Here is a 14,997-nt window from a genome sequence, read left to right as displayed (position 1 = left end):
ATTGCTAATTTATATTATAATATACGTATGAAAAAAATAGCAATAGTAGTAGATTCATCAATAGGTTTAACAGAAAAAGAAGCTAATGAAAAGGGCTTATATTTTTTACCTTTAATAATCGAAATAGATGGTAAAGAATATTATGATGGTATCGATATTAGTCATCATAATATCTTTGAAAAATTTAATTTAGAAACTAAAACATATTCTACATCTGCTACACCAATTGGTTACTCTTGTAAAATGATTGAAGAATTATCTGAAAACTATGACAATATAGTTGTTTTTCCAATTTCTAAACATTTATCTGGGCAGTATTCAATATTAAAAAACTTAGAAAAAGATTACCCTAAACTTAGAGTTATTGAATCAATTAATATTTCAGGAACATTACAAATTCAAGTTAATAAATTTATTAAGTTATATAGCGAAACAAAAGATTTAGAATATTCAATTTCACAAGTAGAACCATGAGATAATGAACTAGATGTTACTTTAATACCTAAATATAATAATTATTTACTTAAAGGTGGGCGTTTAACACCTGCAGCTGCAACTTTAGCTAAGCTACTTAAAGTAGTCCCAATGATTAGATTTGAGGAAGGGCAGCTTTTAAAACAAGGTAAGGGTATTGTTTTTAATAGAACCGTTGAAAAAGAAATTGAAAACAAATTAAAAAAAGAAAATTACGACACAGATATATTAATAATTTCATCAGAAATGGAAACTATTAATTATTACCTTGATTATATAAAAAATAAATATAACATTGTAGCTAAATATGCATTTATACCATCTGTTATCCTAATTCATGTTGGTCCTGAAGCACTTGTGATAGCAACTAAAAAAGATATAAGTCAATATTGAGAATTTGAAAATGAAAAAAGAAATTAAATCAATAGCTGAATTAGAAAAATTTGTTAAAAACATATTACCTGTAGTTCAAAAAAACAAAATTGTATTACTATATGGTGATTTAGGATCTGGAAAAACAACTTTTGTCAAGTTGTTAGCAAAAGAGCTTGGTATAAAAGATAAAATTACTTCTCCAAGTTTTAATTACATGAAAACTTATGATGGTCTAGTTCATATAGATTTATACAATTACAAGGGTGACCTAGATGAATTTATAGATTATTTTGAAGATAATATTGTGGCTATAGAATGATCTGAGTACTTAAAATATCAATTTGATAATTATTTAAAAATCAAAATAAGCATTATTGATCAAAACAGAATTATAGAATGAGAGGAAAAATAATATGAATATATTTTTAGACACTTCTTCAACTGATTTTGTTTTGTTTTTATTTAATGATGAATTTAAAGTACTTGATTCAATAATTTTACAAGGTTACAAGAAAAAAGTTGATTTAATCGTTGATCAATATAAAGATTTATTACAAAGAAACAACCTAACCAATAGTGATATTAATGCTTATTATACAAACCTAGGGCCTGGCTTTTTTACTGGAGTAAGATCTAGTTTAGTCTTTTTAAGAACTATGTGTATGTTAGAAAACAAAAAATTATTTTACACAAATACTTTTTTTATTTTGCAAACACAAAACCCAAACCAAAATACCTTTTTTATCGATGCACAAGGCCAAAAAAGATATTTTTATGACAAAAATAATGCAAGTGAAAATATAAAAGAATCAATTGAAGTTGTTGTTTCAGGAGACGAACAAATTACTAAAATTGATTACTTTGAAATGAAAGATAATTTTGTAAGTTATAAAAACATATTCGAAACTGATGATTTACTAGAAATTGAACCATTATATATAAAAATGCCACAAATAGGAGAGTTAAAATAATGAAAATAATTGGTATTGAAACTTCTCATGATGACACATCCATTGCAATAATGGAAAATGGCAAAATTTTAGATATGTGATCAATTTCTCAAACTGATATTTTTGAAAAATATGGCGGAACTATACCAGAATTAGCTTCTAGAGAACATGTTAAAAATATCGGAATATTACAAGCAGAAATACTTAAAAAATACGATTTAAATGAAATTGACTATATAGCTTATACTAAGGAACCAGGATTAATCGGTTCATTACAAATAGGTTATTTATTTGCAAGCGCATTGTCCATTTCTCTTAATAAACCTATTGTTCCCGTCAATCATTTACATGGTCATTTTTTATCAGCCACAATAACTAATGAAATAGTTTTTCCTTCACTATGTTTATTAGTTTCGGGTGGACATACACAAATTTTATATGCAAAAGATTATAATGATTTTGAAATAGTTGGAGAAACACTTGACGATGCAGTTGGTGAAGCATTCGATAAGGTTGCTTCGAGAACTGGAATAGGTTTTCCAGGAGGTCCACTTATTGATAAAATTTCACAAAATTATCAAGGTGACTATTACACCTTTACCAAACCTAAAACAGAACATGAATTTGATTTTTCTTTTAGCGGACTTAAAACACAAGTATTAAATTTAATTAATTCTGCAAAAATGAAAAATAGTTTAGTAGATAAAGAAAAGATCGCTGCAAGTTTTCAAAAGGTAGCGGTTGAATACTTATGTGAAAAAATGGCTTTAGCAATTGAAAAATATAATCCTAAAAGCATTGTTTTAGGTGGCGGAGTGAGTGCAAATAGTTCACTAAGAACTAATTTCTTAACCTTACACCCAAACGCTATAATACCGTCATTAAAATATGCAACAGATAATGGTGCAATGATTTCTCAAGTAGCTTATCTAAACTTAAAAAAATCTAAGTAAAAATTATTACTTAGATTTTTAATTAAAGAAAAATTCAAGCATTACTATAAATATTTTGCTTGAATTTTTTATTATTTTAAATTATTGTAATTTTGCACCTTTGTTTGAAACGATTTCGTTGTTTAAACTTTCAGCTTCAACACCAACGATTGCATGATAACCAGTATCTGAAACTTTTGATAATCCAAAGATTCCTGATTTTTTAAGTTCTTCTTCATTAACTTTAGAAGCATCTTTAACTGTATATCTTAATCTTGTTGCACAGTTGTTGTATTCAACGATGTTGTCTCATCCACCAAATGCACTAACGATTTTTTTAGCTTTTGCTGATAATTCACCTTCAGTTGATGCTTCAACTGCTTCTTCTTCACTATCTGCAATAACTCCTGCTCCACGTCCTGGTGTACTTAAGTTTAATTTTGTAATCATGAAGTAACCTGTGAAGTAGTAAGCAGCACCTGTTAATAATCCTAATGGAATGATTCAGAATGGGTTTGCCATTACTTTAGCAGCACCTGTGTAACCTGATTCGTTAATAATTCTTAATGATTTAGGAATTGATAGAACAAAGTCCATGAATCCAGCACTGAATCCGAATCCTAATTGAATTCCAAATGCACCTGTAATAAATGCAAATACCCCTGTTAATATTGCGTGAATGAAGTATAGAAGTGGAGAAACATATAAGAATGCGAATTCGATTGGTTCTGTAATACCTGTTAAGAATGAAACTACGGCAGCTGAACCGAATAATGCGATAACTTTTGTTTTTTGTTCTTTTGTTTGAGCTGTTTTAATGAATGCTAAAACTAAAGCTGGTAATCCGAACATCATCATTGGGAAGAATCCTGCTTGGAAAATTCCTCCAGGGTTTCCTTTTGCAACCCCTTGTAAGAAGATGAAGATATCACCGTTAACTGTTTCACCAGCTGCTCCACCTTCTTTAGCTCATGATCCTAATTGGAATCAGAATAAGTTGTTTGGAATGTGGTGTAATCCAAATGGAATAAATAGTCTGTTGATGAATCCATAAACACCCATAATTCCTGCTCTTGTTCATCTTACAGATTCAAAGCTTGTACCTTCTTTAAATGAAACTGCATCTGACATAGCTTTTGAAATAACATAGATTACGTATGCTATTCAAGGGAAAATAATTGCTCATACGAATGAGAATACTAAACCAGAAATGATTGCTAATGCTGGAGCTAATCTTTTTCCTGAGAAGAAACCAAGAACTTTAGGTAATTTAACTGAGTTTGTATTGTTGTATACATAAGCAACTAAAGCACCAATTGCAAGTCCGTTAAGTACGTTTCCTCCTAAAACTGCATTGTATTTACCACCAAATAATGCGGCAAATCCTTGACCTTCACTAAAATTAATTTTTCCGTAGAATCCTGTTGTGAATGAAGGTACCAAGGCAATAACTATATAAGTAGCTATTAATCCTGCGAATGCAGCTTCTGCACGTTTATCTTTTGTAAATCCAAAAGCTAAACCTACACCAAATAAAATTGGTAAGTTATCAAATACTGCAGCACCAGGTTTGATAATAATTTCTTGAATTAATTTTGAGAATGCTGTATCAGTTGGAATTTCAGCACCAATTCTTAAAAGAACGGCTGCAACTGGTAAAACAGCGATTGGGAACATAAGTGTTGCACCAATTGAACTTAATTTTGACATTACTTTTGTTCAAAAACTGGTTTGTTGGTTATTTTTTGACATTGACATCATTATTTTTTACCTCCAGATTTTGAAATTGAATTTTTTTGAGCTTTTTTAAGCACAAAACCGTGTACATAAACTGTAGCAACGATTGCTCCTAAAAACACAATTACGAATAATAATGCAACTGCTGCAATGGTATTCGCTCTAGCAGCGATAGCTTCTGCGTCACTAGGTTTTACATATAGTGTACTAATTAAAACTACAGCTACAAGTAAAATTGCGAATAATACCCATAAAGCAATGTATGAATATTGTGATTTGTGTAATGAGGATAATTTATTTGAGAATTTTTTAGACATTTTTAATTAAATAAAATAACCTTTCATTAATCATTTGTTGAGCAACTTTTTGCGATTGCTCAATATTATTTAAACATTTTTAGGGTTATGAGCCTTATTTTTGCATAAAGTATTCATCTATTTTTCATAAAAAACAATTTTCGACATAGTTCAAAAAGATATTAACATATATTATGCATTTACCTTTTATAGTATGTTTTGAAATTAAAATATGTTTGAGTTTATAAAATAAAAAAATCAAGGAGCTAACATGAAAAAACTAGATAAATACAATTTAAATGAATTAAATGAGTTATTTATTGAAGCAAATTATAAGATTGCAAACGTTTATAAAGAAAAAGCAAAAAATATAGAAGAAATAGCTTCTATGTGTATCCAGACCATAAATAATAAAGGTAGAATATTTTATGTAGGAGCTGGAACGAGTGGTAGAATAGGATTACTTGATGCACTTGATTTTTATCCTACTTATGGTGAAAAAAATTGATTTAGGTATGTAATCGCTGGTGGCGATGACGCTGTTTTAAATTCATTAGAAATGAACGAAGATGACTTCGAATTAGGTGAAACTAACGCTCTAGAAAATAATATAGATGAAAACGACTTAGTAATTGGTTTAAGCGCTTCCGGAAATACAAAATATGTAAAAGGATTTTTATCAAAATCAAAAGAAAAAGGAGCAAAAACGGTTTTAATTGCTAATAATAAAAAAGGAGCAATTGAGGAATTTTCAGACTATACTTTAGTGTTAGAATTAGATAGTGAGGTTATTGCAGGATCAACTAGATTAAAATCTGCAACAATGCAAAAATTAATACTAAATGCAATTTCAACAATGACAGCGATTAAAACTGGTAAAGTTTATGATGAATATATGATTGATGTAAAACCTATAAACCAAAAACTAGTTTTAAGGTCGATTGATATGATTGTAAATATTGCCAAAGTAGATTTTGAATACGCAGAAGAAAAATATAATGAAGCTAAACAAAATGCTAAAATAGCTATAGTTATGATTTTAAAAAACCTAAATTATGAACAAGCAGTTGAAATATTAGAACAAAATAATTCAAATTTAAGAAAGGTCATCGAAAATGAATAAAAATATTGTCAAAATAGAAAATGTAAAAATTATTAACCCTGAACAGACTATAGAAAATGCAGATGTATATTTAATGGATAATAACATATATGAAATTGTCGAAAAAGAAGGTGAAGGTGAAAATATATTAATACCCGGTTTTATTGATACACATATTCACGGAATCTACAATCAAGATGTTATGGATGGTACCGAAGCAGTAAAAATAATATCTAAAAAACTTGCTAAACATGGTGTTACATCATTTATGCCAACAGCCATGACAAATTCTTGAAAAACAATTTTAAAAGCATTAAAAGATGTGTCTTTAAACAAAGAATGAGTATCTCGTAACTTAGGAATACATATTGAAGGTCCATTTATCGGAATGTCTAAAAAAGGTGCTCATAAACCTGAATATTTAATTAAAGGAACAAAAAATAGAATAGATAAAATGTATGAAGTTTCAAATAATATGCTTAAAAAAATATCTTTTGATCCATTAATGGTTGATTTAGATGTTTTCGAATATATGCAAGACAAATTAGGAATAATTGGTTCAATCGGTCATAGTAGTGCTTCTTACCAAGCGGCTGATAAATTCTTCAAAAATGGTTGTTATTCTGTTTGTCATATGTGAAACGCAATGTCTGGAGTTGATTCACGTAATCCGGGACTATTAGAAGCTTCACTTTATAATGATGATGTTTATACAGAGTTAATTATTGACTTATTACACGTATCAAAAGAATCAATTGACTTTTCAATCAAACTAAAAGGTGTAGATAAAATTATAGCAATTTCTGACTCTATTAAACCTGCATACGCGCCTGATGGTGAAAATATTTCTGGTGACATTCCGGTTATTAAAAAAGGTAATTTAATTACTTTAAAAGGGACTAAAACAATTGCAGGTTCAGGGATAACTATTCATGATGCATTTAAAAACATTGTAAAAATTGGGTATTCATTAAACGATGCTGTTAAAATGACATCTTACAATTCTGCAAAATATTTAAAAATTAATAATTTAGGTAAAATCGAAAAAGGATTTTTAGCCGATTTAATTATTCTAGATAAAGAATCACTAAAAATAAAAGAAGTATATATCGATGGTAAAAAAATAAAAGGATAAATATGAAAGTAATAATTAAAGAAAACGCAACAGAAGTAGCTTACGAAGCTGCTAAAATTATCAAAGAACAAATTAACAATAAAAAAGATACAAACCTATGTTTTGCAACTGGTAATTCACCAATTGCAACATACAAAAATTTAATAGAGTATTACAAAAAAGGAGAACTGGACTTTTCAGAATTAACAAGTTTTAACTTAGACGAATACGTGGGTATTTCACGTGAAAACGAATGTTCATACTACTACTTTATGCATGATGTTTTATTTGATCACATTAACATTAAAAAAGAAAATATTAATTTACCTATAGGTAATGGTAATATCGTTGAAAACGCTGAAAAATACGAGCAACTAATAAAAGAAAAAGGTGGAATCGACTTTACAATCTTAGGTATTGGTACAAACGGACATATAGCTTTCAATGAACCAGGCTCAAAAATAACAGACCGTACACGTGAAGTTAGTTTAACACAAAGCACAATCGAATCAAACCAAGTATATTTCGAGAAAAAAGAAGATGTTCCAAAAACTGCTATTTCAATGGGAATAGGAACAATTTTAGAATCTAAAAAAATTATTTTATTAGCCGATGGTGAACATAAAGCTGACGCTATATTTAAAATGATTCAAGGTCCAGTTACCGAAGATGTTCCTGCAAGCTTTTTACAAACACACAAAGATGTTACTGTAATAGTTGATAAAAATGCGGCAAAACTTTTAAAATAGAACTAAAAGCGAACTTTTTGTTCGTTTTTTTATATATAATTAGCATATGAGTAAATTTGAATTAGAAACTAACATGAAACCTTCCGGTAGCCAACCAGAAGCTATTGAATTTATAGTTGATAAAATAGAAAAAAATGAAAAAAATATAGTTTTAAACGGTGTTACAGGTTCAGGAAAAACATTCACAATAGCAAACGTAATAAAAAAAGTAAATAAACCTGTCATTGTAATATCACATAACAAGACCTTAGCAAGTCAGTTGTATTCGGAATTAAAGTCATTCTTTCCAAATAATGCTGTAGAATACTATATTTCATACTTTGATTATTTTAGACCGGAAGCTTACAAACCAGACACAGACACATATATAGAAAAAGAATCGCAAACAAATGAACAAATAGAAATAATGCGTTTAAGTACAATTAACTCACTTTTAAATAGAAAAGATGTAATTGTTGTGGCTAGTGTTAGTGCTATATACGGTGCTTTAAATCCAGAAATTTATAAAAAGAGTTTTTATAGATTTTTTAGAGGTCAAAACATTGAATTGCAAACATTTATACGTGATTTAACTAGAGTTAAATATAATAGAAATGATGTAGCTCCTTCTAATGGGGATTTTGCAGTTAAAGGTGATAGTGTGTTTATTTATCCATCTGATAAAGAAAATGAAGCATTAAGAGTTTCATTCTTTGGCGATGAAATTGAAGAGATAGCTAACATTGATCCTCTTAATAAAAACCTTATAAAGAAACACGTTTCATACATTTTATCTCCTGGTGATGAATATGCCGTTGATAATAATGTCTACGATATAATAATTCCTAAAATTAAAAAAGAATTACAACAACAATTAAAGTATTTCAATGATAATAATAAAATTCTAGAAGCTCAAAGATTGAGTCAAAGAATAAATTCAGATATAGACGAAATGGAAGAATTTGGTATGTGTAAGGGAATTGAAAATTATTCAATGTACCTAGATGGTAGGGAGATTGGTCAAAGACCATACACCTTATTAGACTACTTACCAAAAGATTCGCTAATGGTTATTGATGAATCACACCTTACAGTACCTCAAATGGGTGGTATGCATAAAAGTGATCAAGCAAGAAAAGATAATTTAGTTAACTATGGGTTTAGATTACCTTCCGCAAAAGAGAATAGACCACTTAGTTATGATGAAGTTGTTGAAAATTTTGATTTTACTAAAATATTTATTTCAGCTACTCCATCCGAATATGAAATGAACATTTCAAAAGATAATGTTGCTAAAATGTACGTTAGACCTACGGGTTTATTGGACCCTAAAATTACTATTAAACCAACACTTAATCAAATTGATGATATATATGACACAATCGTTAAAGAAAGAGATAATAATGGTAGAAGTATCGTTTTAACAACATCTAAAGAAAGTGCTGAAAAATTAAACGAATACCTAATTAATTTAGGCATAAAAAGTTGATATGTGCATTCAGAACATAACACTTTTGAAAGGAATGAAATTATAAGAAAATTTAGACTTGGAGACTACGAAACTATTGTTGGTATAAATTTACTTAGAGAAGGTATTGATATTCCTGAATTAACTAAGGTATTAATTTTAGAGGCCGATGCACAAGGTTTTATGCGTAGTGCTACTAGTTTAAAACAGATAGTTGGTAGAGCATCAAGAAATGCAAATGGTGAAGCCGTATTTTATGCAGATAAAATATCACAAGCCATGGAAGAATGTATTAAAGATAATATCGAAAAAAGAACAATACAAGAGGAATATAACAAAAAACACAACATAATTCCTAAAACTATTTTAAAGGATATACCTGAATCTATTTATGGAGATGGAACTTCTAATTCTTTACAATTAATTTTAAATAAAAAAGCTAAATTTAAGAAAAAAGAAATAGTAGATATAATTCAAGAATTAACTAAAAAAATGGAAGAAGCATCGAAACAAAGAGATTATGAAAAAGCCATTGAACTTAGAGATATGATTTATGAATTAAAAAGGGATAAAAAATAACTTTTTATAAATTAAGGTTTGAAATTCATTTTTATAAATATGATATAATTAATACAATTGTTTTTTATATAAAAAAACAATTCTTAATAGAAAAATAAATTTCTAATAATAATTAATTAAAAAATAAAAATAGGAGGTAAAAAATGGCAAAATTTATCGATGAAGTTACAGTAAAACTAAAAGCTGGTAAAGGTGGTGATGGTATGATTTCATTCCGTCGTGAAGCCCATGTTGATAGAGGTGGTCCTGATGGAGGTGATGGTGGTCGTGGTGGTCACATTTACTTTGTTGGAGACCTTGGAAAAAATACACTTTTAAGTTTTTATAGTAACAAAATCATTCAAGCGGATGATGGTGTCAAAGGTGGTCCTAAAAACCTTTATGGTGCAAATGCTAAGGATACATATATCAAAGTTCCTGTAGGTACATTAGTTTACAAGAACGATAAACAAATAGCTGATATCATTGAAGCTGATACACCATATTTAATTGCTTCAGGTGGTAAAGGTGGTCGTGGTAATAATAAATTTAAAACACCAAAAAATACCGCTCCAAGAATTAGTGAAAACGGTATGCCTGGTGAAAGTTTTGAAGCTAAAATTGTTTTAAAAATATTATCAGACGTTGGTATTGTTGGTAAACCTTCAGCAGGAAAATCAACATTATTAAGTGCTATATCTAACGCAAAAGCAAAAGCAGCTGAATATGAATTCACAACATTAGTGCCACAATTAGGTATGGTAGAATATTTTGAAAATTCATATACTGTAGCTGATTTACCTGGTCTTATCAAAGGTGCATCACTAGGTAAAGGTTTAGGAACTCAATTCCTTAAACATATTGAACGTTGTAAAGTTATTGCTCACATTATAGATTTTGGTTCAGAAGAAAAAAACCCAATTGAAGACTACGAAGTAATAAATAACGAATTAAGTTCATATAACTTAAAATTAGAAAACAAAGCACAATTAATTGTTGCCAACAAAAGCGACTTACCTAACTTCGAAGAAAATATAAGTAAATTCAAAGAAAAATATCCATCAATCCCAATCATTAAAATTTCAGCTATTTTTAGAGAAAATCTAAATGAGCTTAAAGGGAAATTATGAGATTTAATTAAAAACTTCGATTATTCAACTATAGAGGAAGAAGACGAAGAAGAAGTTAAAGTAATTGAATTCGAACCAGACTTTATCGTTAAACAACAACACAGAGGTTACTTTGATGTTAGTGGTAAAAAGGTTGAAGAGTTATATCATAGAACACCAATTAATACATATGATAACTTAGTTAGATTTAATAACATCTTGAAAAAAATAGGTGTTTGAGACGAATTAATTAAACAAAACATTCAAAAAGGTGATACTGTTTCGATTTTCGGTTTTGAATTCGAATGGGATGACGAAGAATAACAATTATTTTTTAAAAATAATGTTATAATTAAAATATATTTAAATAAAAGAATTAAGGACAAATAATCATGAAAAAAAATTTTAAAGTAAAAAATAATTTATTTTTAACATCAATTTTTGGCGTAAGCGTTGGAGTTGGTATTACATTCATTTTAGCATTAATATTTAATCATATTTAATAAATGCAAAAAAAGTTCACTTAATTGTGTGAACTTTTTTAATATTAATAAATAATAAAAAAATAGGTCGGTTGACCTATTATTTTTATTTTTCTATTTTAATCTTAACACTTGGTCCCATTGATGCTGAAACTGTAAGGTTTAACATATATGTACCTTTAACAGCAGCTGGCTTAAGTTTTTTGATTAAAGAAATAAGAGTTTTAGCATTTTCAACTAGTTTGTCTGTATCCATACTTGTTTTTCCAATTAAAGAGTGAACGATACCTGCTTTATCTGTACGATAGTTAGCTTTACCTTTTTTAAGTTCTTCAACAGCTTTTTCTGGTGTAGGAGTAACAGTTCCTGTTTTAGGGTTAGGCATTAAACCTTTTGGTCCTAAAACTTTACCGTATTTTCCTAATAAAGGCATCATTGTTGGATCTGCAACCATAACATCAAAGTTAAAGTCGTTTTCTTTAATTTTTTGTTCAAGAGCTGGTCCGTCTAATACGAAATCTGCTCCAGCTTCTTTAGCTAATTTTTGTTTTTCTACATTGTTTGTTGCAACTAATACAGTGATTGATTTTCCTGTTCCGTGTGGAAGTAATACAGCACCACGTAATTGTTGGTCTGCTTTACGAACGTCTAAGTTTAAGTTAAAAGCTAAGTCAATTGAAGCGTCAAATTTTGCGTATGAAGTTTTTTTAGCTAATTCAATGGCTTCTTCTAATTCATAAGCAACTGTTCTATCGAATGATTCACGTGCGTTTTTAAGGTTTTTTGATAATCTTTTAGCCATAATTAGTTATCTCCTTCTGTTTCATCAGATTCTTCATCTGAGATTGTTTTAACTTCGATTGATTGACCTTTTGTTTCAGATAAGTTAGCTAAGTCAGCTTCTAATTCAGCTTCTTTAAGTTGTGCTAATTTTTCTGCTTTTGCAGCAGCTTTTGCAGCAGCTTTAGCTTTGAAAATATCATCATATCCTTCAATTAAAACACCCATTTGTTTTGCTGTTCCAGCAACTGTAGCCATAGCAGCGTCAATATCATTTGTGTTTAAGTCAGGTAATTTGTATTCAGCAATTTCTCTTAATTGATCTTTTGTGATTGTAGCAACGATTGTAGTTTTAGAGTTTTTTGATCCTGATTGTAATTTAGCAGCTTGTTTAATTTTGTATGATGCAGGAGCTGTGAATAATTGGAATTCAAATGTTTTATCTTTGAAAACAGTAATTTTTACAGGAACTGGTTCGTCCCCTCTATCTCTAGTTGCGTCGTTAAATGCTCTTGTAAATTCTGGCATGTTAACACCAACTCCAGCTAAAGCTGGACCTGGTTTAGCTTTACCAGCAGGGAATTGCAATTTAGCAATTCTTTGAATTTCTTTTTTTGCCATATTTAAGTATCCTTTCGATATTGTGGTCAAACGATATTAGTTAAAATATCTCCCACTTTGGCAATATGTTAGTATATTGCTTTAATATTATATATTAATATTTTATTTTAAGTAACGGTAGAAAAAATCTTTTAACACTCCAATTAAGCATTAAAAGATTTTTTATATAAATTTTAAAAATTATTTTAAAAATAAATCATTATTATTTAACAATAAATGTTGATATTTTTCTATTATTCTTCCTTCTGTTCAATATCAGGAAGTAATGAATTTCACTCATTTATTTGTTTGTTAATTTGTTTGAAAATTATTTTCTTTTGGTCTATAAGAGATGATAAGTAAGAAAAAATAATATCACTAATTAAAAATGCTGAAATTTTTGAACCAATATGAATAATTCTATAATTTTGTTCAATACTTTCTAGAAGTAATATGTTTTTACAATTTTCGGGTTGTATTTTTGTATTTTTTGTTCAAATTGAATAATTTACATTATTCTTGATTAAAAAATTAATAACATTTTTAACTTCAAGAGTTTTAGCTGTTTTTGAAATTATTGTTACGTGTGTTTTCTTATATGAAGTTATTAAACTTGAGTACCCAAAAAATGAGTGAATGTTATCCACAAAAATAGTATTAAACCCTATTTTACGGATACTTCAAGAAAAATAACGACCTGCCATACCAGATTCACCAATAGCAAAAATAACATTAACTTTATTCTCTCTCATAGTGTTAATATAATTCATTAAATCACTATTACTCATAAATCTTTCGACGGTTTTTTGAACAGAGTAAATATAGTGTGTTTTTATATTAGTTAACACTTGGTTAATTGAAAGTATATCTGAGTTATCTATATTGTTATATGTATCATTTTTTAATTGCAACCTTTTTGATACATATATCTTAAAATCTGAATAACTTTTAAACCCTAACCCTTTTGCAAATCTTGAAATAGTTGATTGTGATAAATCAAGTAATTCAGCTAGCTCTGATGAGTTAATTTTTAAAAAATCTTCAGTATTAGTTTCTATAAAATTCCTTATCTTTTTTATAGTGTCAATTGATACTTTATCAATTTTTTCTTCATTAAGGTTTTCTAAATCAATAATATTAAATTCCATACATTCCTCCGAATTAAAAGAAGTTATTCTTTTTTTCCTCCGGTTTTGATAATACGTAGTATCCATCTTCAGTTACAACTACGTCATCTTCATTTCTAGCTCCACCAAGTCCTTCGATGTAAATACCTGGTTCAACTGTTAAAACCATTCCTGGTTCCAAAATAACATCACTAGATGCTGAAACACTTGGAAATTCATGTACGTCTATTCCTAAACCATGACCTGTAGAGTGAACAAAATATTGACCGTATCCTTTTGATTCAATGTATTCACGGCAAACTCTATCAATTTCTGACGCTTTAATTCCTGGACGAACTATTTTACGTCCTTCAGCAGCAGATTCTTCAACTATTTTAAGAATTTTTAATAGTTCAGGGTTTGTTTTTTCTGGATCACCAACAACAAATGTTCTTGTGATATCCGCTGTATATCCTTTGTATCTTGCAGCAAAGTCAACTTTCAATAAGTGGTTATCTACTATTAAATTGTTTTTATTTGGATGATGGTGTGGTTCAGAAGCATATTTTGCAGCAGCAACGATTTCGTCAAATCCTTCTTTATCTGCACCATTCATTTTTAATAAATAGTTTAATTTAGCAGCAACTTCTTTTTCATTCATTCCTGGTTTAATTCATTGTTTTAATTCTTCTAAAGACTTTAATGAAATATTTACAGCTTCTTGTAATATTTCTAATTCTTCTTTAGATTTTAAAATTCTAAGTTCTTGAGCACTAACTCACACAACGTCATTTACTGTTAAATTTGTTAATGCTAACAAGTAGTTTTCTACACTTTTAATTAAGTAATCTTTTTCTAAAGCAATTTTCTTAAATTGTTTTTCATCAAAGAATCTTTTTATTGAACTACCATTTTTAGTTCTTTCTAATAAACGCACTTCAACGTTTTTAGCATTTGCTCTTACATATTCAATGTATCTACCATCAACAAAAAGTGTTGCTTTATCTCTTTCAATTATAATGTAACCATCTGTTGTTTCAACACCAGCATATCATAATCTAGTTTGTGGAGCTTCAGATATAAGGGCATCCACTTCTGGGTTGTTCTTGAAAAAAATATCAAGTTTTGTTCTATTCATTTCTTCTACCTTCTTTCGTATAGTATATATAAATTATATATTATTATG

15 protein-coding genes are annotated in these 14,997 nt (G+C 28.6%); 9 read left to right on the top strand and 6 right to left on the bottom strand.

What is annotated here, in order from left to right; genetic code table 4:
* Positions 1-27 precede the first annotated feature (27 nt).
* Genes HTZ87_RS00720 through tsaD form a run of 4 tightly spaced genes read left to right on the top strand, consistent with a single transcriptional unit; the run spans position 28 to position 2,752 of the window.
* A complete protein-coding gene (locus HTZ87_RS00720; RefSeq protein WP_174892660.1) occupies positions 28-894 on the top strand; it encodes a DegV family protein in 867 nt (288 codons plus the stop codon).
* The gene (gene tsaE / locus HTZ87_RS00715) at positions 878-1,261 is read left to right on the top strand and encodes a tRNA (adenosine(37)-N6)-threonylcarbamoyltransferase complex ATPase subunit type 1 TsaE (RefSeq protein ID WP_174892659.1); all 384 of its coding nucleotides are present in this window, start codon (positions 878-880) and stop codon (positions 1,259-1,261) included. The genes HTZ87_RS00720 and tsaE overlap by 17 nt, the downstream gene beginning before the upstream one ends.
* A gap of 1 nt (position 1,262) precedes the next feature.
* Positions 1,263-1,820 (top strand): hypothetical protein, encoded by a 558-nt coding sequence (locus HTZ87_RS00710; protein ID WP_174892658.1) that lies wholly within the window; start codon positions 1,263-1,265, stop codon positions 1,818-1,820.
* The gene (tsaD, locus tag HTZ87_RS00705; protein WP_174892657.1) at positions 1,820-2,752 is read left to right on the top strand and encodes a tRNA (adenosine(37)-N6)-threonylcarbamoyltransferase complex transferase subunit TsaD; all 933 of its coding nucleotides are present in this window, start codon (positions 1,820-1,822) and stop codon (positions 2,750-2,752) included. The genes HTZ87_RS00710 and tsaD overlap by 1 nt, the downstream gene beginning before the upstream one ends.
* An 81-nt stretch (positions 2,753-2,833) precedes the next feature.
* Here the strand turns inward: tsaD and HTZ87_RS00700 are convergent, their stop codons facing one another.
* Both HTZ87_RS00700 and HTZ87_RS00695 read right to left on the bottom strand, forming a co-directional pair.
* Complete coding sequence (locus tag HTZ87_RS00700) at positions 2,834-4,489, bottom strand: PTS transporter subunit EIIC (RefSeq protein ID WP_371813978.1); 1,656 nt, start codon at positions 4,487-4,489, stop codon at positions 2,834-2,836.
* A 2-nt stretch (positions 4,490-4,491) separates the two neighbouring features.
* A complete protein-coding gene (locus tag HTZ87_RS00695; RefSeq protein ID WP_174892655.1) occupies positions 4,492-4,785 on the bottom strand; it encodes a hypothetical protein in 294 nt (97 codons plus the stop codon).
* A gap of 250 nt (positions 4,786-5,035) precedes the next feature.
* On the opposite strand from HTZ87_RS00695, the gene HTZ87_RS00690 reads away from it, so the two are divergent.
* The 5 genes from HTZ87_RS00690 to obgE all read left to right on the top strand — a co-directional run bounded on the left by HTZ87_RS00690 (position 5,036) and on the right by obgE (position 11,167).
* Positions 5,036-5,887: an N-acetylmuramic acid 6-phosphate etherase gene (locus HTZ87_RS00690; protein WP_174892654.1), complete on the top strand. Its 852-nt coding sequence runs from the start codon at positions 5,036-5,038 to the stop codon at positions 5,885-5,887.
* Positions 5,880-7,001, top strand: coding sequence for an N-acetylglucosamine-6-phosphate deacetylase (nagA, locus tag HTZ87_RS00685; protein ID WP_174892653.1), 1,122 nt, complete (start codon positions 5,880-5,882; stop codon positions 6,999-7,001). Before HTZ87_RS00690 ends, nagA begins: the two co-directional genes overlap by 8 nt.
* A 2-nt stretch (positions 7,002-7,003) precedes the next feature.
* On the top strand, positions 7,004-7,729 hold the full coding sequence (nagB, locus tag HTZ87_RS00680) for a glucosamine-6-phosphate deaminase (protein ID WP_174892652.1): 726 nt from the start codon (positions 7,004-7,006) through the stop codon (positions 7,727-7,729).
* 46 nt (positions 7,730-7,775) lie between these two features.
* Positions 7,776-9,755, top strand: coding sequence for an excinuclease ABC subunit UvrB (uvrB, locus tag HTZ87_RS00675; protein WP_174892651.1), 1,980 nt, complete (start codon positions 7,776-7,778; stop codon positions 9,753-9,755).
* 143 nt (positions 9,756-9,898) lie between these two features.
* Positions 9,899-11,167 (top strand): GTPase ObgE, encoded by a 1,269-nt coding sequence (obgE, locus tag HTZ87_RS00670; protein WP_174892650.1) that lies wholly within the window; start codon positions 9,899-9,901, stop codon positions 11,165-11,167.
* Between the two features lie 264 nt (positions 11,168-11,431).
* Here the strand turns inward: obgE and rplA are convergent, their stop codons facing one another.
* From rplA to HTZ87_RS00650, 4 genes are all read right to left on the bottom strand, one after another.
* Positions 11,432-12,115 carry a 50S ribosomal protein L1 gene (rplA, locus tag HTZ87_RS00665; protein ID WP_371813983.1) on the bottom strand — a complete coding sequence of 228 codons (684 nt, stop codon included), beginning with the start codon at positions 12,113-12,115 and terminating at the stop codon, positions 11,432-11,434.
* A gap of 14 nt (positions 12,116-12,129) precedes the next feature.
* Entirely contained in the window at positions 12,130-12,726 is a 597-nt protein-coding gene (gene rplK / locus HTZ87_RS00660; RefSeq protein WP_174892648.1) for a 50S ribosomal protein L11, read from the bottom strand.
* 233 nt (positions 12,727-12,959) lie between these two features.
* The gene (locus HTZ87_RS00655) at positions 12,960-13,853 is read right to left on the bottom strand and encodes a MurR/RpiR family transcriptional regulator (protein ID WP_174892647.1); all 894 of its coding nucleotides are present in this window, start codon (positions 13,851-13,853) and stop codon (positions 12,960-12,962) included.
* Positions 13,854-13,866: 13 nt separating this feature from the next.
* Positions 13,867-14,949: a M24 family metallopeptidase gene (locus HTZ87_RS00650; RefSeq protein WP_174892646.1), complete on the bottom strand. Its 1,083-nt coding sequence runs from the start codon at positions 14,947-14,949 to the stop codon at positions 13,867-13,869.
* Positions 14,950-14,997 lie beyond the last annotated feature (48 nt).

This window comes from Mycoplasma sp. OR1901, from assembly GCF_013348745.1.
Taxonomy (GTDB): Bacteria; Bacillota_I; Bacilli_A; order Mycoplasmatales; family Metamycoplasmataceae; genus Mycoplasmopsis.
Note: the sequence above shows the minus strand (reverse complement) of the source record. Positions and strands in the feature narration are given on the sequence as shown.